At 57.1% G+C, this 18,654-nt stretch carries 18 protein-coding genes and 1 other RNA gene; 4 read left to right on the forward strand and 15 right to left on the reverse strand.

Annotated features, from left to right (window positions below):
- Positions 1-23: 23 nt before the first annotated feature.
- The 3 genes from RTX96_RS12500 to ffs form a co-directional block, all read right to left on the reverse strand.
- Positions 24-236, reverse strand: coding sequence for a hypothetical protein (locus RTX96_RS12500; RefSeq protein ID WP_042391626.1), 213 nt, complete (start codon positions 234-236; stop codon positions 24-26).
- Positions 233-481 carry a hypothetical protein gene (locus RTX96_RS12505; protein ID WP_103821530.1) on the reverse strand — a complete coding sequence of 83 codons (249 nt, stop codon included), beginning with the start codon at positions 479-481 and terminating at the stop codon, positions 233-235. The genes RTX96_RS12500 and RTX96_RS12505 overlap by 4 nt, the downstream gene beginning before the upstream one ends.
- A gap of 277 nt (positions 482-758) precedes the next feature.
- Positions 759-855, reverse strand: an RNA gene (gene ffs / locus RTX96_RS12510) — signal recognition particle sRNA small type.
- Positions 856-1,020: 165 nt separating this feature from the next.
- On the opposite strand from ffs, the gene RTX96_RS12515 reads away from it, so the two are divergent.
- Positions 1,021-1,332 carry an MGMT family protein gene (locus tag RTX96_RS12515; protein WP_103821531.1) on the forward strand — a complete coding sequence of 104 codons (312 nt, stop codon included), beginning with the start codon at positions 1,021-1,023 and terminating at the stop codon, positions 1,330-1,332.
- 100 nt (positions 1,333-1,432) lie between these two features.
- On the opposite strand, the gene RTX96_RS12520 is transcribed toward RTX96_RS12515, so the two are convergent.
- Positions 1,433-2,002: a YbaY family lipoprotein gene (locus tag RTX96_RS12520; RefSeq protein ID WP_103821532.1), complete on the reverse strand. Its 570-nt coding sequence runs from the start codon at positions 2,000-2,002 to the stop codon at positions 1,433-1,435.
- A 222-nt stretch (positions 2,003-2,224) separates the two neighbouring features.
- Between RTX96_RS12520 and tesB the strand changes: the two genes are divergently transcribed.
- The gene (gene tesB / locus RTX96_RS12525; RefSeq protein ID WP_103821533.1) at positions 2,225-3,088 is read left to right on the forward strand and encodes an acyl-CoA thioesterase II; all 864 of its coding nucleotides are present in this window, start codon (positions 2,225-2,227) and stop codon (positions 3,086-3,088) included.
- A 49-nt stretch (positions 3,089-3,137) separates the two neighbouring features.
- On the opposite strand, the gene amtB is transcribed toward tesB, so the two are convergent.
- From amtB to RTX96_RS12550, 5 genes are all read right to left on the reverse strand, one after another.
- On the reverse strand, positions 3,138-4,424 hold the full coding sequence (gene amtB, locus RTX96_RS12530) for an ammonium transporter AmtB (RefSeq protein ID WP_312671207.1): 1,287 nt from the start codon (positions 4,422-4,424) through the stop codon (positions 3,138-3,140).
- 31 nt (positions 4,425-4,455) lie between these two features.
- Positions 4,456-4,794 (reverse strand): P-II family nitrogen regulator, encoded by a 339-nt coding sequence (gene glnK / locus RTX96_RS12535; RefSeq protein ID WP_002891893.1) that lies wholly within the window; start codon positions 4,792-4,794, stop codon positions 4,456-4,458.
- Between the two features lie 254 nt (positions 4,795-5,048).
- Positions 5,049-6,827: a SmdB family multidrug efflux ABC transporter permease/ATP-binding protein gene (locus tag RTX96_RS12540; protein ID WP_312671214.1), complete on the reverse strand. Its 1,779-nt coding sequence runs from the start codon at positions 6,825-6,827 to the stop codon at positions 5,049-5,051.
- Complete coding sequence (locus RTX96_RS12545; RefSeq protein WP_312671216.1) at positions 6,820-8,583, reverse strand: SmdA family multidrug ABC transporter permease/ATP-binding protein; 1,764 nt, start codon at positions 8,581-8,583, stop codon at positions 6,820-6,822. Before RTX96_RS12545 ends, RTX96_RS12540 begins: the two co-directional genes overlap by 8 nt.
- Positions 8,584-8,636: 53 nt before the next feature.
- Entirely contained in the window at positions 8,637-9,095 is a 459-nt protein-coding gene (locus RTX96_RS12550; protein WP_103821537.1) for an Lrp/AsnC family transcriptional regulator, read from the reverse strand.
- A gap of 118 nt (positions 9,096-9,213) precedes the next feature.
- Here RTX96_RS12550 and RTX96_RS12555 point away from each other — a divergent pair, with 118 nt between their 5' ends.
- Entirely contained in the window at positions 9,214-10,260 is a 1,047-nt protein-coding gene (locus tag RTX96_RS12555; protein ID WP_312671218.1) for a PLP-dependent cysteine synthase family protein, read from the forward strand.
- A gap of 77 nt (positions 10,261-10,337) precedes the next feature.
- The gene (queC, locus tag RTX96_RS12560; protein ID WP_312671220.1) at positions 10,338-11,033 is read left to right on the forward strand and encodes a 7-cyano-7-deazaguanine synthase QueC; all 696 of its coding nucleotides are present in this window, start codon (positions 10,338-10,340) and stop codon (positions 11,031-11,033) included.
- Between the two features lie 99 nt (positions 11,034-11,132).
- Here the strand turns inward: queC and RTX96_RS12565 are convergent, their stop codons facing one another.
- The 6 genes from RTX96_RS12565 to clpX all read right to left on the reverse strand — a co-directional run bounded on the left by RTX96_RS12565 (position 11,133) and on the right by clpX (position 18,539).
- Positions 11,133-11,531 (reverse strand): YbgC/FadM family acyl-CoA thioesterase, encoded by a 399-nt coding sequence (locus tag RTX96_RS12565; protein WP_312671222.1) that lies wholly within the window; start codon positions 11,529-11,531, stop codon positions 11,133-11,135.
- 98 nt (positions 11,532-11,629) lie between these two features.
- Positions 11,630-12,013, reverse strand: coding sequence for a helix-hairpin-helix domain-containing protein (locus RTX96_RS12570; protein WP_312671224.1), 384 nt, complete (start codon positions 12,011-12,013; stop codon positions 11,630-11,632).
- Positions 12,014-12,163: 150 nt separating this feature from the next.
- Positions 12,164-14,038, reverse strand: coding sequence for a peptidylprolyl isomerase (gene ppiD, locus RTX96_RS12575; protein WP_103821542.1), 1,875 nt, complete (start codon positions 14,036-14,038; stop codon positions 12,164-12,166).
- 203 nt (positions 14,039-14,241) lie between these two features.
- Positions 14,242-14,514 carry a nucleoid-associated protein HU-beta gene (hupB, locus tag RTX96_RS12580; RefSeq protein WP_042391603.1) on the reverse strand — a complete coding sequence of 91 codons (273 nt, stop codon included), beginning with the start codon at positions 14,512-14,514 and terminating at the stop codon, positions 14,242-14,244.
- 210 nt (positions 14,515-14,724) lie between these two features.
- Positions 14,725-17,079 (reverse strand): endopeptidase La, encoded by a 2,355-nt coding sequence (gene lon, locus RTX96_RS12585; RefSeq protein WP_103821543.1) that lies wholly within the window; start codon positions 17,077-17,079, stop codon positions 14,725-14,727.
- A 185-nt stretch (positions 17,080-17,264) separates the two neighbouring features.
- On the reverse strand, positions 17,265-18,539 hold the full coding sequence (gene clpX, locus RTX96_RS12590) for an ATP-dependent protease ATP-binding subunit ClpX (RefSeq protein ID WP_042391601.1): 1,275 nt from the start codon (positions 18,537-18,539) through the stop codon (positions 17,265-17,267).
- Between the last annotated feature and the right edge of the window lie 115 nt (positions 18,540-18,654).

Genomic DNA, 18,654 nt, shown 5'->3' on the forward strand with positions numbered 1-18,654 from the left:
TCGGTTTACCGATCGCAATATGGTTACTGCCGAGGAATAGGAAAACCTTTCAGCGCAATAATAAAACGCTCGCCCTGTTTTTTTATTTTTGCGCCTGCATCACACCACTCTGATGCAATACGAAAAAACTCATCGGTTCCGACGTTCCAATTCAGACGAACCTGTTTTACGTAGCCGGAGCGCAGCTGCTCGCAGGCTTCAGCATAGTTGCTGGCGGTTGACTGTAGCGGTTTCATTTTTTCTTCTTCAGCAGTTTGCGTAACGCTTTGATCTCTTTAACACTCAGTGCCGATGCGTTCTCTTCTTCCGTATGCTGACTGTCGATGTCTTCCTCTGAGACGGCATCGCCATGAGACTCAAAGGCCAGCACGAGGAGCTTTTCAGTTGCCGTGCTTAAGTTCTCATTATTCGCCTCTGCATACTGGCGAAGTTTCTCTTTTACTGCTTCGTCAATTTTTACGTTTAACACTGCGCTGACCATGAGTATCCCTTTCGGTATAAATGAGACGAGTAATTAATACACTAGCTTTATCCGTTGATCCAGAAATAGTTTTACTGGAACGCTGTCGATCACATTACTGTAATAATACTGTGGCAGGAATATATGACATAAAAATGACAATACGATTTCAGTTTAATGACAAATAGATGTCAGGCAATACGACAGAGGCGTGATTTTAGGCAGGGATAAAAGCGCTTTAACTAAAGTAATGGGTAGAGAAGCGAGTGACATATCGAAAGGCAGAAATGGGTGGGGGCCCTGCCAGCTACATCCCGGCACACACGTCATCTGCTCTGGCTGCTTCCTTCCGGATCTGACCTGGTAAACAGAGTAGCGTTGCGGGAGAACCAACAGGGCCCCCATTGAGAGCGTTGTTAACCAACGCGCGGACGCATTATCACTGTACGGCCCGGCAATTGCAAGCCGCGGCCTGCCGGATGCTGGTTTATTGCGCAGCCACCTCTTCACAGGCTCGCACGCGCTGATTATGCTGGTGGGATACTCTTCAGGAAACCGCTATGGCTGACAACGACTCTTTCCCCCAGCGGGTATGGCAAATCGTCGCCGCTATCCCGCCCGGCTCGGTCACGACCTACGGCGAGGTGGCGCGGCTGGCAGGTTCACCCCGTGCGGCACGCCAGGTGGGCGGCGTCCTCAGACGTCTGCCGGAGGGCAGCACGCTGCCGTGGCATCGGGTGGTGAATCGTCAGGGGCAGATCTCCCTCACCGGACCGGACCTGCAGCGCCAGCGCCAGGCCCTGCTCGCCGACGGCGTTCAGGTATCAGGCAGCGGACAGATAGATTTAACGCGGTATCGCTGGATTTGGTAGGCTGGGCAAGCGTTAGCGCCGCCCGGCATAGTCAGCAGGCAAAAAAATACCGGTCAGCGTTAACTGACCGGTACTGTTTTCCCGAGACGCGCTTTAAGCGTTACAGCTGCGTCGGTGCAGGGGTCGCCGAAGAGGGGTTAACCTGCGTTGGCGAGGTAGACGGTACGGTGGTAGCTGCCCCACCGCTCTGCTGCATCGGCAGCGCCGTCTGCTGTACCGGCACCAGGGTCAGGTCAATGCGGGTACCGCCCTGATTAACCGCTGGTTTGATGCCATCAGTAATAAACACCAGTTTGTTATCAACCGTGATCGCTGCGCTCAGCAGAATACGCGCGTCTGGCTGCACCAGCGCCGGGTCAAACGGCAGTTCATAGCTGAACGGGGCCTGTTTACCTTCGGTACGAACGGCACGCTGGGCGATGACCTTAGACGGCACGTCGGCCTGTGAGGCGTCGGCCAGGGTAACGGTCAATACGGCATCCGGCGGCAGAGCCACCTTCTGACGGATCCAGATGGTACCGGAGACGTTAGGCTGTTTAATCACAGACTGCGTTGAGGCGATGGAGGTATTTGGGTTTGGTGCGGGCGTCTGGATATCTGCGCTTTTATCGGCACAGGCAGCCAGAGAAACGGCAACCGCTAAACCACTTAACATGTGCACGAGTTTCATTGAGTTCTCCTTATCTTCAATGCACCAGCAGGTATGACGCCCGCCAGAATTAGTGGTTAATACTTAAATCATATCGAACGCCAGTAAGTGTGGCACACATCACTGATTTTTGCCTGGAAACAGCCGTGTATTCAGATTTTTGCACCCATCGGACCACTTGCATTTCTGAGTTATACTCTGCCTGTATCCGCCCCGGTCGCTTTTATTTTATTGAGGACACCTATGAGTCAAGCGCTGAATAATCTGCTGACGTTGCTTAATCTGGAAAAAATTGAAGAGGGTCTGTTTCGCGGTCAAAGCGAGGATTTGGGCCTGCGTCAGGTCTTTGGCGGCCAGGTTGTTGGTCAGGCGCTCTATGCCGCAAAAGAGACCGTCCCGGAAGATCGTCTCGTTCACTCTTTCCATAGCTATTTTTTACGCCCCGGCGATAGCCAGAAGCCGATTATCTATGACGTTGAGGTGCTGCGCGACGGCAATAGCTTTAGCGCCCGCCGGGTTGCCGCCATTCAGAACGGTAAACCCATTTTCTATATGACGGCGTCGTTCCAGGCGCCTGAGCCGGGTTATGAGCATCAGAAAACGATGCCTGCCGCCCCTGCTCCGGATAATCTGCCGTCGGAGACGGACATTGCCCGCTCGCTGGCGCACCTCCTGCCGCCGCAGGTAAAAGAGAAGTTTCTCTGCGAGAAGCCGCTGGAGATCCGCCCGGTTGAGTTCCATAACCCGATGAAGGGGCACGTGGCTGAGCCGACCCGTCAGGTGTGGATCCGCGCCAACGGCACAATGCCAGCGGATTTCCGCACGCATCAGTATCTGCTGGGCTATGCCTCTGACTTTAACTTCCTGCCGGTGGCGCTCCAGCCGCACGGCGTCGGTTTCCTCGAGCGAGGCATGCAGGTTGCCACTATCGATCACTCGATGTGGTTCCACCGTCCGTTCGATATGAACGAGTGGCTGCTCTATAGCGTGGAGAGCACCTCCGCCTCCAGCGCGCGCGGGTTTGTACGCGGCGAGTTCTATACCCAGGATGGCGTGCTGGTGGCGTCCAGCGTGCAGGAAGGGGTGATGCGCAACCGCAACGAATAAACAAAAAAACCTCCCGCAGGCGGGAGGTTTTCCAGAGATCTAAATCAGATTACGCGTTGTAAGCGTTCTCGCCGTGGCTGTTCACATCCAGGCCTTCGCGCTCCTGCTCTTCCGGTACGCGCAGACCGACAATCATGTCCGCCAGCTTGTAACCGATGAAGGCAACGACGCCCGACCAGACGATAGTGATAGCGATACTTTCCAGCTGGACCAGCACCTGATGTCCCATCGTCACGCCTTCCGCGTAGCCGACGCCGCCCAGAGAGGAAGAAGCAAACACGGCGGTCAGGATACAGCCTACGATACCACAGACGCCATGCACACCGAACACATCGCACGGGTCGTCAACGCGCAGCCAGCGTTTCAGCATAGTCACGCCCCACAGGCCGGCCAGGCCTGCCACGATACCGACAATCAGCGAGCCGCCGACACCGATGTAGCCGCAGGCTGGCGTCACGGCAACCAGGCCCGCAATCGCACCGGAACATGCGCCCAGCAGCGACGGCTTACCGCGCGTTGCCCACTCGCCGAATACCCAAGCGAGAATAGCGCCTGCGGTAGCAACAACGGTGTTAACGAATGCCAGCGCAGCGATTTCGTTGGCGGCACTGGCTGAGCCAGCGTTGAAGCCAAACCAGCCAACATAGAGGATCGCCGTACCCATAAAGACCATCGGCAGGTTGTGCGGTTTAAATGCCTCTTTGCCGAAACCAACGCGTTTGCCAATCAGGTAAGCACCCACCAGGCCCGCAATCGCGGCGTTGATGTGAACCACCGTGCCGCCAGCAAAGTCCAGCGCGCCGTGGGAAGCCAGCAAGCCGCCGCCCCAGACCATGTGCGCAATCGGAACGTAGGAGAGCGTCATCCACACCACCACGAAGATCAGCACCGCGGAGAAGCGGATACGCTCGGCCAGCGCACCGACGATCAGGCCGACGGTAATGCAGGCGAACGACCCCTGGAACGCAACGTGAATATACTGGTAGAAGCTGCCCATTACGGCGGTCAGCTCGATGTTTTTCAGCATCGCCCAGTTGAAATCACCGAAGAAATTGTTGCCCGTGCCGAACGCCAGCGAGTAGCCGTAAACCACCCACAGCACGCACACCAGCGCAAAAGTTACGGTGACCTGGGTCAGCATTGAGAGAACGTTTTTGCCACGGATCAGGCCGCCATAGAACAGCGCGATCCCTGGAATGGTCATAAACAGCACCAGCGCGGTGCAGATCATCATAAAGGCGTTATCGGCTTTGTCGGCCACGGCCGGAGCCGCCATCGCCAGACCCGGTAACGTTGCCAGTGCGGCCATCGCCGTTTTTAAGGTTAATTTATTCATTTTTCCCATCCCAATCACTGTGTGTCTGACGTTACAGTGCCGCTTCGTCGGCTTCGCCGGTACGAATGCGGATAACGCGTTGCAGTTCGGCAACGAAAATTTTGCCGTCGCCAATTTTTCCGGTGTAGGCCGCTTTGCTAATGACATCAATCACTTCATCAAGCTGATCGTCAGCAATGGCCACGTCAATCTTCACCTTTGGCAGGAAGTTAACGCTGTATTCTGCCCCGCGGTAGAGTTCAGCATGGCCCTTCTGACGGCCAAAGCCTTTCACTTCGGTAACGGTCAGGCCCTGAATACCAATAGACGACAGCGCTTCACGGACGTCCTCAAGTTTAAATGGCTTAATGACCACGGTAACCAGCTTCATAAATCCCCCTCAGTCGAAAATCGGTAATGGCCGCAGCTAACACGCAGTGAATATTGCAATCGCTATGCCAAAATCGAAAAAAAGGAAAAATTCAGCGGCTTAAGGCGTCAGAACGGGTAGGAGCGTTTCATAGAAAAGTGTGACGGGGATTCAGATTGTTCCTGGGAAGTAAAAACGCACCATGCCAGTGCATGGTGCGCAAGGTTGTTGCACCAACAGGCGATCCTGTCAGTAGTTTGCCTGATTATGGTGCATCAGGCGATTAGCGACTCTTCTTGCGCGCTGGCGGCGAGCTCTTCGCCCGCCAGCTGCAGCTGATACATCTGCCAGTAGCGCCCTTCGGCGGCCAGCAACTCCTGATGATTGCCGCGTTCGACCGCCTGGCCGCGATGCAGAACCAGAATGGTGTCGGCCTCGACGATAGTAGAGAGGCGGTGGGCAATCACCACCAGCGTTGTATGCTGACGTACCGCCGCTAACGCCTGCTGAATGGCCTGCTCGGTGCCGGAGTCAATATTGGCGGTAGCCTCGTCAAGGATCAGGATCTGCGGGGTGGCCACCAGCACACGGGCCAGCGCCAGCAGCTGCTTCTGCCCCACCGACAGGTTATTCCCCTGCTCTCCCAGGCTGGTATAGATACCGTCGGACATTCCCCGGGCCAGCTCTGCCAGCTGAACGGTCTCCAGCGCCTCCCAGACCTGGGCTTCATTGATATCCCGCCCCAGGGTGACGTTGGCAAAGAAGGAGTCCGCCAGCACCACTGGATCCTGCTGGACCATCGCCACACCCTGGCGCAGCACGCCGTGACTGAGGGTTGAGAGCGGCCGACCGTCAAGGCGGATCTCCCCTTTCGTCAGCGGATAGTAGCCCATCAGCAGGCTTGCGAGGGTGCTCTTGCCGCTGCCGGTGTGGCCCACCAGCGCAATAAAGCTGCGCGGCGGCACGGCGAGGTCGATATCCTGGAGCACAAGGTTGTCGTCGCGGTAGGCGAATGAGAGGTTCTCAATGTCGATAGCGCCGCTGGCCAACGGACGCTCGTCGTCGCCGTAGGTCTGGCGCGGCCGGTCCATCAGCTCAAATACGCGTTCTCCTGCAACCACCGCCTGCTGCAGCATGGACTGCTGAGTGGTCAGTTCAATCAAGGGTTCGTTAAGACGGCCCAGATAGCTGATAAAGGCGTAAAGCACACCCACCTCAATGGTCCCCACCGAGGTAAAGCCAAAGAGCATTAGCAGACCGCAAAGCACCAGCGCCGAGAAAAGGCTCAGCAGCGGGCGCAGCAGAAAGCCGTCGAGCCGCAGAGTTTGCATCCGCGCGGAGTAGTGGGAGCGGCTGGCCTCGCCCATCCGCTCGCCAAAGCGCGCCTGCTGACGAAACTGCTGGATCACGTTCATACCGTTGATCACTTCGTTAAAGCCGTCGTTGATATCCGCCAGGTAGGTGCGGACGCGACGCACGATGGGCGTGCTGTAGCGCTGGTAGAGCGCCATCACACACAGCACCGCCGGGAAGATAGCCAGCGCCACCAGCGCCATGCGCCAGTCGAGGCTGAACATCGCCACCAGCATCGCGCCCACCAGCGCCGCGCTGCGCAGCACCGTGGAGACCACCATCACATAGAGATCGCGGATCACTTCGGTATCGTTGGTGACGCGGGAGATAAGCTGCCCTACCGGCTGGGTGTCAAAGGCGTTCAGCGGCTGGCGCAGCGCGGCGTCCATCACATCGGTACGCAGCTGCTGTACCACGCCGACGGCAGCCTCGTTAAACAGCAGCGACTGGGCATAGTGCAGCCCGGCGGCCAGGAGCTGTAGTCCAATGTAGGCCACCGCCAGCCCCACCAGCAGGCCAAGCGGCAGATAGCTTTTTGCCACCATATTATCGATAAAATAGCTGATCAGCGCCGGGCCGGCGACCTCAGCCGCCGCCGCTACCCACAGCATGACCACCGCTCTGGTGAGCGGCTTTTTCCACGGTTTACCGTAGGCTAACAGGCGTTTTAGCGTCGGCCAAAGCTGTCCAAAACTACGCATCAGCACTCTCCTTCTCTTCGTCATCCAGCGCGGCTTCCAGCTGCTGGTAGCGGTGCATATCGCGATACCAGCCCGGCTGATGGGCTAAGGTTTCGTGCTGCCCACGCTGAACAATGTGCCCATGCTGCATCACCAGGATCTCGCTCGCTTCGGCGAGCGCCGAGAGCCGGTGTGCGCTAATAATTACCGTCCGCCCTTCGCCCCACTGGCGCAGGTTATGCAGGATCTGATGCTCGGTGCGGCCATCCACCGCCGACAGAGCATCGTCAAGGATCAGGATCTCGGCGTTGAGCAGCAGCGCCCGGGCAATGGAAATACGCTGCTTCTGCCCGCCGGAGAGCATGACTCCGCGCTCGCCCACCTCGGTATCGTACCCCTGCGGCAGGCGCAGGATATCCTCATGGACGCTGGCTAATCGCGCGACGTGCTCAATCTCCTGCTGGGTCGCGCCGGGATGGCCGAGGGCGATATTATTGCCTACGGTGTCCGAGAAGAGGAACGGCGTCTGATTGACCACCGCCAGCCGCCCGCGCCAGGCGTCCAGCTTCAGGTTTGGCAGAGGGCGATCGTGAAAGCGGATCTCCCCCTGGGTAACGTCAAAGTGGCGCTGGATCAGCGACAGCAGCGTGCTCTTCCCCGCCCCGGTCGGCCCGCAGATGCCCAGCATCTGTCCCGGCGTCAGCGTAAAGCCGACGTTCTCCAGCGTCGGGTGCGGCGCCTGCGGATAACGAAACTCGCGGATCGCCACGTTCAGGTTACCGCGCCCTTCCGGCAGCGGCTCGCTGCCGTCATCCACCACCGGCGCTTCCGCCAGCATGTCACGGATGCGGCTGTAAGCGGCGCTACCGCGCTCGACGATATTAAACATCCAGGCGAGGGCCAGCATCGGCCAGATCATCAGTCCCAGGTACATGGTAAAGCTGGTGAGTTCGCCCAGCGTCAGGCTGCCGTTAACCACCATCCAGCTACCGCCGCCGATGGCCAACAGGTTTGCCATGCCGATGGCGATATAGATTGTTGGATCGAAACGGGCATCAACCCGCGCAACCTTCATATTTTTCCTGCCGGTATCGGCAGCGTCTTCGGCAAACAGTCCCGACTGACGATCCTCCAGGCCAAAGGCTTTGATCATACGGATGCTGGTCAGGCTCTCCTGGGTACGATCGTTAAGAGATGAGAACGCCGCCTGCGCCAGCTTGAATCGATTATGCAGCTGATCGCCGTAGCGTTTGATCACCAGCGCCATAATCGGCATCGGCAGCAGCGCCAGCAGGGTAAGCTGCCAGCTGATCTGGGTCGACATGACGATCAGCACCACGCAGCCCATCACCAGCGAATCCACCAGGGTCAGTACCCCCTCGCCTGCGGCAAAGACCACGCGATCGACGTCGTTAGTGGCCCGGGCCATCAAGTCACCGGTGCGATGGCGCAGGTAAAACTCCGGATGCTGACGGCTGAGCTGGCGGTAGAAGTCTTCCCGCAGCTCGACGGCTAACTGGTAAGACGCGCCAAACAGCAGCACGCGCCAGACGTAGCGCAGCAGGTAAATGACCACCGCCACCAGCACCAGCAAGCCGACCCACATCATCACATCCTGCGGACGATAGCGGCCCTGGGTTACGCCGTCGACCACGTATCCCACGACTTTCGGTGAGATCAGCTGCAGAAGAGCAATGATGATGAGCAGGGCTACGGCACCGAGATAGCGTCGCCACTCCCGGCGAAAGTACCAGCCTAGTTGAGCAAATAATCGCACGCGGTTATATCCTGAAGGTCTTAATTCGGCCCCTGACGCCGGGGCCAGAAGCGTTATTCAATGGGTAACTCTGTCGTATATTTTATCTGTTCCATCGCAAAACTCGATGTCACATCGGACAAGCCTGGCACGCTATTGACCAGACGTTTGTAAAAATCGTCGTAGCGCTTCATATCGGCGACCTGAACGCGCATTAAGTAGTCATATTCACCGGCCATGCGCCAGAAGCCCAGCACCTCCGGCATGGCGGTGACGACGCTGACAAACTGATGATACCACTCGCTGCAGTGCTGCTGGGTTTTGATGAGCATAAAGGCCGTCAGGCCGAGGCCCAGCTTTTCGGCATCCAGCAGCGCCACGCGCGCCAGCAGGATCCCTTCATCCTCCAGCCGCTTGAGCCGCTTCCAGCAGGGGGTAGTCGTCAGATTAACGGCATCGGCTAACGCCTGCAAAGAGAGAGTACTGTCTCGTTGCAGCAGAGTAAGCAGCTTTTTATCAATTTTATCTAGCATTAGCGGCCTCCTGGAGAAATTTTTTCTCTCCTGATTCTATTTCAAAGGCAGAATGGCAACAATTTTTTAAGCACATTCCGTTAAGCTAGGCACAAATTGACAAACAGGATCGCCCCGGATGAATAACGCCTGGATCAACTACGCCATCAGTGAAATTAATGCCGATGCTCAGCGCTCGGCGGATACACATCTGATTCGCCTTCCCCTGCCCGCCTTTCCGGGGATCTTTATCTACCTGAAAGATGAGAGCACGCACCCGACCGGCAGTCTGAAGCATCGCCTGGCACGCTCGCTGTTCCTCTACGGGCTGTGCAACGGCTGGATCCGCGAAGGCACGCCAATTATCGAGGCCTCCTCCGGCTCGACGGCGGTGTCAGAGGCCTGGTTTGCCCGACTGCTGGGGCTGCCCTTTATTGCAGTGATGCCCACCTGCACCGCCAGGCGTAAAATCGAGCAGATCGCCTTTTACGGCGGCCGCTGTCACTTCGTTGAGAGCGCCTGCGAGATCTACGCGGCTTCAGAGACGCTGGCGCAGGAGCTCCGCGGTCACTATATGGATCAGTTCACCTACGCTGAACGCGCCACCGACTGGCGCGGCAACAACAATATCGCCGACAGCATCTATCGCCAGATGCGCCATGAACCGCACCCGATCCCTGCCCATATCGTGATGAGCGCCGGAACCGGCGGCACCTCGGCAACCATCGGGCGCTATATTCGTTATCAGGGACACGACACCCGGCTCACGGTAGTCGATCCGCAAAACTCCGTCTTCCTTGACTACTGGCAGCAGCGGGATGCAGGCCTTCGCAGCCCGGTCGGGAGTAAAATCGAGGGCATTGGCCGCCCCCGCGTGGAGCCGTCGTTCATTCCAGATGTGGTAGACGAGATGATCCGCGTCCCGGATGCCGCCAGCGTCGCTACCGCCCACTGGCTGGAGACCCAGCTGGGACGCAAAGTTGGGGCCTCCACCGGCACAAACATGTGGGGCGCGTTGCAGCTTGCCGCCCGAATGCGTGACGAGGGGCGTACCGGATCGATTGTTACCCTGCTGTGCGACAGCGGCGAGCGCTATCTCGACACCTACTACAACCCGGAGTGGGTCAAGGCCACTATAGGCGATACCGCCCCCTGGGCCGCAGAGATTGCCCGTCTGCTGCAATAGCAAATGGATACTGGTCGTACCCGCCGCCAGGCGCTACCATAGCGGCTTTATTGCTAGTGAAACTGTCAGGAAAATCTATGAAACGTGCCGTTGTCGTCTTTAGCGGAGGCCAGGACTCCACCACCTGTCTGGTACAGGCTCTGCATCACTATGATGAAGTCCACTGCGTCACCTTCGATTACGGCCAGCGTCACCGCGCCGAGATTGACGTTGCGCGCGAGCTGGCGCTGAAGCTGGGCGCGCGGGCGCATAAGGTGCTGGACGTCACCCTGCTTAACGAGCTGGCGGTCAGCAGCCTGACGCGCGACAGCATCCCGGTGCCGGACTACGAGCCGGACGCCAGCGGTATCCCCAACACCTTCGTGCCGGGCCGCAACATTCTGTTTTTGACCCTTGCGGCTATCTACGCCTATCAGGTACAGGCCGAAGCGGTGATCACCGGTGTCTGCGAGACCGACTTCTCCGGCTACCCGGACTGCCGCGACGAGTTTGTGAAGGCGCTGAACCATGCGGTGAGCCTTGGCATGGCAAAAGATATTCGCTTCGAGACGCCGCTTATGTGGCTCGATAAGGCGGAAACCTGGGCGCTGGCCGACTACTGGCAGAAGCTGGAGCTGGTGCGCGAGGAGACCCTGACCTGCTACAACGGTATCAAGGGCGACGGCTGCGGCCAGTGCGCCGCCTGTAACCTGCGCGCCAACGGCCTCAATCACTACCTGGCTGAGAAGCCTGCGGTGATAGCGGCAATGAAGCGGAAAACAGGGTTGCAGTAAGCTTGGTTAACGCCGGGTGGCGGCTTCGCCTTACCCGGCCTACGGTGGCACAGTGCGGTTTGTAGGCCCGGTAAGCGTAGCGCAACCGGGCGTGAGAGCTTACTCCATCATCATCTCCAGCTTCTCCCGTAGCTCCCCTTCCAGCGCCAGCGATTTTTTTGTGCGCAGATCGATGCAGACGAAGGTGATCAGCGCATCGGCCACCCCCTCCCCCTCTGGCGTCAGCGTCACCACCTGACTCAGCACGCCGCTTTTGCCGTTAAGCTGCTGTATGCTGCTGGTGATGGTTAGCAGATCCCCTAGTACCGCCGGACGGCGATAGTTGATGTTGATATTAACCACGATAAACGCGATGTGGTTGGCCGTCATCCAACGAAAACCTTCGCTGCTCTCCAGCCCCTCCCAACGCGCCTCCTCCAGAAACTCCAGGTAGCGGGCATTGTTTACATGCTGGTACACGTCGATATGGTAACCGCGAACTTTAATCTGAGTCTGCATAGCGCAATAGCCTTTTTTCTTATGTGATGTAGGATCGGAGGTCATAACTGGTATGACCTCTTTAGCATGGCAAAAAATGGCTACGACGCAAGCAAAAATTACAGGGTTAAACGATCCAGGTTACGCTCCACCAACGAGGCGCCCATCCCCGGCACCTGCTGCAGATCGTCCAGCGTCTTAAATGGCCCATACTCGTCGCGGTAGCTGACAATCGCCTGCGCTTTCTTCAGCCCTACGCCGTTCATCGCCTGAGCCAGCTCCTCCGCCGACGCCGCGTTGATGCTTACCCGGGTCGGCTCCTCATCGCCCTTCGCCGCCTGGGGCGTTTTCGCTTTAGCCGCAGGCGCAGCGGCGGTGGATTTACCCTGTACCGTCTGTGCCTGAGGGGATTTTACCGGTGCGTCAGCGGCAAGCGCTCGCTGGCTCAGGGCGGCACAGGTCAGTGCCAGGGTCATCACCGCTATTTTGACTCCACGTTTCATGCTGTTTTCTCCTTGTGTGTTGACTGCCCCTGCACGATAAACAGCGCGGGAATACGAGACAAACGGCAGATTGCAGAAATGGAAAAGGCCGCGAAAGCGGCCTTTGATTGTTGCAGAGCATTGCAAAAGTCTGCGAGACGCCCTGAGGAATTACTGCTGCGGATCGACGATGTCGCCCGTTTTGATTTTCGCTTCTTTACGCAGGTTGCTCATCAGCGCTTCGAAAGAGATCTGGGCGTTGTTCTGGGTGATCCCCTGAACCATCGCCTTTTTCTGCGCATCAGGCATGGTGCCCGCTTTCACTTCGTCCAGCGCCAGCAGCACTACGTTGCCCTGCATATCGTTGGCAACACCGTAAACCGGCTTATCCTTCGCCGGCAGAGCCAGCGTAAAGGCCGCCTGGCTCAGCGGATCCTGGCCGGTACGCGACAGCGTCTTAGGCTCGCCAAAGCTCAGGCCTGCGGCTTTCAGTGCCTCGTCGCCTTTGCCTGCTTTCAGCTCAGCCAGCAGCTTATCGGCATTCAGCTTCGCCTGCTGCTCAGCTTTGTTGTGCTTAACAATATCGCTGACCTGGGCTTTTACTTCTTCCAGCGGCTTCACGGCTTCGGCTTTATGCTCGCTCACGCGCAGCACGAACGCCCGATCGCCATCGACCGTAATAATGTCGGAGTTATTGCCCGGCGTACCGTTTTCACCCACCAGCGCGCCGCCGAAGATAGCGTCAGCAACCGGTTTGAAGTTAAGCTCCTGCGGCAGGTTATCGCGACCAAACCAGCCGGTCTCAACCGCTTTCACGCCAGCCGCCTGCTCAGCGCCCGCCAGCGACTCGTTGTCGTTGCTCGCGGCATCGCTCACTTTCTGCTGCAGAGCGTAGTAAGCATCAAGACCTTTCTCCTGCTTCACCTTCGCCGCCAGCTCGTCACGCACGTCGTTAAACGGCTTGACCTGGGCAGGCTGAACGTCGTCAAGGCGCGCCACCAGGAAGCCAACGGAGGATTTAATTACGCCGGAGAGCTGGCCTTTCTCTTTCAGACCGGCCTTTTTCAGCTCCTCCGGGGTGGTAGCGTCTTCCAGCCAGCCCATGTCGCCGCCGTTACGGGCAGAGATAATGTCTGCGGATTTCTCTTTCGCCAGGGTGGCGAAATCAGCACCTTTGCTTAACTGATCCAGCACCGCTTTCGCTTCGTCTTCGGTTTTAGTCTGGATCACGCTGTAACGATTACGCTGCGGCTGAGTGAACTGATCCTGATGCTGATCGTAGTAGGCCTGGATCTCTTCATCGCTGGCATTCTGCTGCATGCTGGCAGCATCCAGCTTGATGTAGCTAACACGGAACTGCTCCGGCGCGATAAAGCTGTTTTTGTTCTGCTCGTAGTAGCTGGCGATCTCCTGATCGGAGGCGGTCTGCTGCTGGGCCAGAGCGTTAACGTCGATGGTTGCGGTACGCACCAGACGCTGCTGCGCGACCAGCGCGGCCAGCTCGTCGGTTTCACCTTTCAGCATAAAGTCGGTACCGGCAACGGCGTTGATCAGCTGCTGGGAGGTAAGCTGGTTACGCAGGGCCTGAGCATACTGATCGGCGGTCATCCCCATCTGATTGACCAGCGCGTTGTAGCGTGCGTTGTCAAATTTGCCATTGTTCTGGAAAGCCTGAGTAGAGAAGATCGCTCTCTTTACCTGTTCGTCGCTGATGCCGAGGCCCAGATGGTGGGCATACTGGTCCAGCAGCGCTTCATCAATCAGACGGCTCAGCACCTGCTGGCGCATGCTCTTCATGTAGGCTTCGTTGCCGGCCAGCTCGGAGAACTGCTCACCCAGCTGCTGCTGCATGCGGTTACGTTCCGCCGCCACGGCATTTTCGAACTGGCTGCGGCCAATCTCCTGGCCATTAACTTTTGCGGCATAATTATTGTTACCGCCAATCAGGTAGTTACCCACGCCAGTCAGAATGAATGACACGATAATCAAACCCAGAATGATCTTGAGCACGACGTGGTTGGCCGCCGCGCGTAAATTGTCCATCATGGTGTAACAACACTCCGCTGTAGGTGACTGTCTGTCTCACGCAGCGCCGTTAATCCTGAGCCGCTGCGCGTAAAGCCGTATTGTGACAAGAAACCGGGGCCGTTGTCAGCCCGCAGACCCGATTAATTCCGGCATCGCAAATAAAAAAGGCACATCTGGTGATGCGCCCTTGTACTTTGTCACAATCCTGAGAGGGATCGCTATCAGTTTACCGCGTCTTTCAGCGCTTTACCTGCGCGGAAACCCGGAACTTTAGCGGCAGCGATGGTGATCTCTTTGCCGGTTTGCGGGTTGCGACCAGTACGGGCAGCACGCTCTTTAACAGCAAAAGTACCAAAACCTACCAGCGCAACTTCGTCCCCGGCTTGCAGAGATTCAGTAACAGAAGCAATTAAAGCATCTAACGCACGTCCAGCCGCAGCTTTAGAGATATCAGCCCCTGCAGCAATTTTGTCTATCAGTTGAGATTTATTCACTCTTCTCTTCCTCTCTTTATAATTTATATCGCACCTTAATCCATCGAAGTGCGACCGCGCAGCAGTTATATCAGGCCTGTCATGCCCTTACAACACCCGTTGTTGATGATACAGCAAACCAGCCATCTAAATTAGCTATACAAAAAAAGGCTGGCAAGCCCGAAATGCGCTGCCAGCCTTGTTTTTATCGACGCTCTTTGCGCGAGGTCACTATTTTGCGCTAACGACCTGCATGCCTGAAGGCTCGTTTTGTAGGGCCAGGGTCAGCACTTCCTCAATGCGTTTCACCGGGTGAATGTCGAGGTCGGCAATCACGTTCTCCGGGATCTCTTCGAGGTCACGCTTGTTCTCGTACGGGATCAGCACGGTTTTAATCCCACCACGGTGCGCTGCCAGCAGCTTCTCTTTCAGGCCGCCAATCGGCAGCACCTGACCGCGCAGGGTGATCTCACCGGTCATCGCCACATCGGCGCGCACCGGGTTGCCGGTCAGACAGGAGACCAGCGCCGTACACATCGCAATACCGGCGCTCGGGCCATCTTTCGGCGTCGCCCCTTCCGGAACGTGAACGTGGATATCGCGTTTTTCGTAGAAGTCGCCGTTAATGCCCAGCTTCTCTGCGCGCGCGCGTACCACGGTCAGCGCTGCCTGGATGGACTCCTGCATCACCTCACCCAGCGAGCCGGTGTAGGTCAGCTTGCCTTTACCCGGCACGCAGGCGGTTTCGATGGTCAGCAGATCGCCGCCCACTTCCGTCCACGCCAGGCCGGTCACCTGACCCACGCGGTTTTCATCATCCGCACGACCGTAGTCGAAGCGCTGAACGCCCAGATACTCGTTGAGGTTGTCACCGTTGATGGTGATCTGCTTCAGCGACGGATCGAGCAGCAGCTGTTTCACCGCCTTACGGCACAGTTTGGAGATTTCACGCTCCAGGCTACGCACGCCCGCTTCACGGGTGTAGTAGCGAATAATGCCGACAATGGCGCTATCGTCAACCGTAATCTCACCGTTTTTCAGAGCGTTACGCTCAATCTGCTTCGGCAGCAGGTGGCGTTTGGCGATATTCAGCTTCTCATCTTCGGTATAGCCCGACAGACGGATCACTTCCATACGGTCCAGCAGCGGCGCAGGAATGTTCATCGAGTTTGAGGTCGCAACGAACATCACGTCGCTGAGATCGTAGTCGACCTCAAGGTAGTGATCGCTGAAGGCGACGTTCTGCTCGGGATCGAGCACTTCCAGCAGGGCTGAAGCCGGATCGCCGCGCATATCCGAGGACATCTTGTCGATCTCATCCAGCAGGAACAGCGGGTTTTTCACCCCTACTTTTGCCATCTTCTGGATCAGTTTGCCCGGCATGGAGCCGATATAGGTCCGGCGGTGACCGCGGATCTCCGCTTCGTCACGCACGCCGCCCAGCGCCATACGGATGTATTTACGTCCGGTGGCTTTGGCAATGGACTGCCCCAGAGAGGTTTTACCTACCCCCGGCGGTCCCACCAGGCAGAGGATCGGCCCCTTCAGCTTGTTAACCCGGCTCTGAACCGCAAGGTACTCAAGGATGCGATCTTTAACACGTTCCAGACCGTAGTGATCGGTATCCAGAATCTCCTGCGCCTGACGCAGATCTTTCTTGACCTTGCTGCGGGCGTTCCACGGCACCTGGATCATCCACTCGATGTAGCCACGCACCACGGTCGCTTCTGCTGACATCGGAGACATCATCTTCAGCTTCTGCAGCTCGGCTTCGGCTTTCTCTTTTGCCTCTTTCGGCATTTTTGCCGCATCGATCTTACGCTTCAGCGCTTCGTTTTCGTCCGGCGCATCGTCCATCTCGCCCAGCTCTTTCTGGATGGCTTTCATCTGCTCATTCAGATAGTACTCGCGCTGGGATTTCTCCATCTGCTTCTTGACGCGGTTACGGATGCGCTTCTCAACCTGTAACAGGTCGATCTCCGACTCCATCATCGCCATCAGATACTCCAGACGTTCATTTACGTCGGACATCTCAAGCACGGACTGCTTATCCGCCAGCTTCAGCGGCATATGGGCGCCGATGGTGTCAGCCAGACGTGCTGGATCGTCAATGCTATTGAGCGAGGTCAGCACTTCCGGTGGAATTTTTTTGTTGAGCTTGATGTAGCCTTCAAACTGGCCGATGGCGGTGCGAACCAGCACCTCCTGCTCACGCTCGTCAATGGCGGGCGATTCCAGATACTCGGCTTTTGCAGAGAAGAAGTCGCCGTCATCAGACAGGGTGCTGATGCGCGCACGCTGCAGGCCTTCGACCAGTACTTTAACCGTACCGTCCGGCAGCTTCAGCATCTGCAGAATAGAGGCCACGGTTCCGACGGTGAACAGATCGTTAACACCCGGCTCATCCGTGGACGCCTCTTTCTGCGCCACCAGCATGATTTTTTTATCCTGGTCCATGGCCGCTTCGAGACAACGAATCGATTTTTCCCGCCCTACGAATAAGGGGATGACCATGTGCGGATAAACCACCACATCGCGCAACGGCAATACGGGGATTTCAATGCGTTCAGAACGCTCAGAAGTCATAGAGCTCTCTCTTAAGTTTAATGTCCGCCTGGTAACCCGGCCGCAGGCCTGTGCGTCATGCGACCGTTAACATGTAAATCAGTATATGGGGATGTTTCCCTTACATTCAACGTCGGGAGTACGGAAAAATAAAAGGGGAGATTAAATCCCCCCTTTTTGGTTAACCGCTTGTATGGATAGGTTAATTATTCGCCAGAAGCCTGCTGCGCTTCCGGTTTACCATAAATCAGCAGGGGTTTGGTTTGACCCGCGATAACCGCTTCGTCAATCACCACTTTTTCCACATCTTCCATTGAAGGCAGATCGTACATGGTATCCAGCAGGGCCGCTTCTACGATGGAACGCAGGCCACGCGCGCCGGTTTTACGGGCGTTCGCTTTCTTCGCAATGGCGTCCAGCGCTTCGTCGCGGAACTCAAGATCCACGCCTTCCAGATTAAACAGCGCCTGATACTGCTTGGTCAGGGCGTTTTTCGGCTCTTTCAGGATCTGAATCAGCGCTTCTTCGCTCAGCTCGTTGAGCGTCGCGACCACCGGCAGACGGCCAATGAACTCAGGGATCAGACCGAACTTGATCAGATCTTCGGGTTCCACCTGCGCCAGCAGTTCGCCCTCTTTCGCCTTCTCGGACTTGCCTTTCACCGTTGCGCCAAAGCCAATACCGGAGCCGGTCTCCACGCGATGGGAGATCACCTTATCCAGGCCAGCAAAGGCCCCGCCGCAGATAAAGAGGATTTTTGAGGTATCAACCTGCAAAAACTCCTGCTGCGGATGCTTACGTCCACCCTGCGGCGGTACGGCAGCCACGGTCCCTTCGATCAGCTTCAGCAGCGCCTGCTGAACGCCTTCACCCGAGACGTCACGGGTAATCGACGGGTTATCGGACTTGCGGGAAATTTTATCGATTTCGTCAATATAGACGATGCCGCGCTGCGCTTTCTGTACGTCATAGTCGCACTTCTGCAGCAGTTTCTGGATGATGTTTTCCACATCCTCGCCCACGTAGCCTGCTTCGGTCAGCGTGGTAGCATCAGCCATAGTAAACGGCACATCGAGCAGGCGTGCCAGCGTTTCTGCCAGCAGCGTTTTACCGGAGCCGGTCGGCCCGATCAGCAGGATGTTACTTTTACCTAGCTCAACGCCGTTGCTGCTGTCACCGTTACGCAGACGTTTGTAGTGGTTGTAAACCGCGACGGCCAGCACTTTCTTGGCCTGCTCCTGGCCGATAACATAGTCGTCCAGGTGATGGCGGATTTCATGCGGCGTCGGCAGCGCACTACGTTCACGATGCGGTGCAACTTCTTTAATCTCTTCGCGAATGATGTCGTTACACAGATCGACACACTCGTCGCAGATATACACGGACGGCCCGGCAATCAGCTTACGCACTTCATGCTGGCTTTTGCCGCAAAAAGAGCAGTACAACAGTTTGCCCGAACCATCTTTGCGTTTATCTGTCATGAGTCAAAACCTCTTTTCTGTTTTTTGTGCCGCACACGACGACGCAAATGCCACTCCAGGCGCAAGACGCGATACAGCGTCGTGCCGCTCTCAATGATTATAGCGGTACTCGTCC

Source organism: Pseudescherichia sp., assembly GCF_032052675.1.
In the GTDB taxonomy this organism is placed as follows: Bacteria; Pseudomonadota; Gammaproteobacteria; order Enterobacterales; family Enterobacteriaceae; genus Pseudescherichia.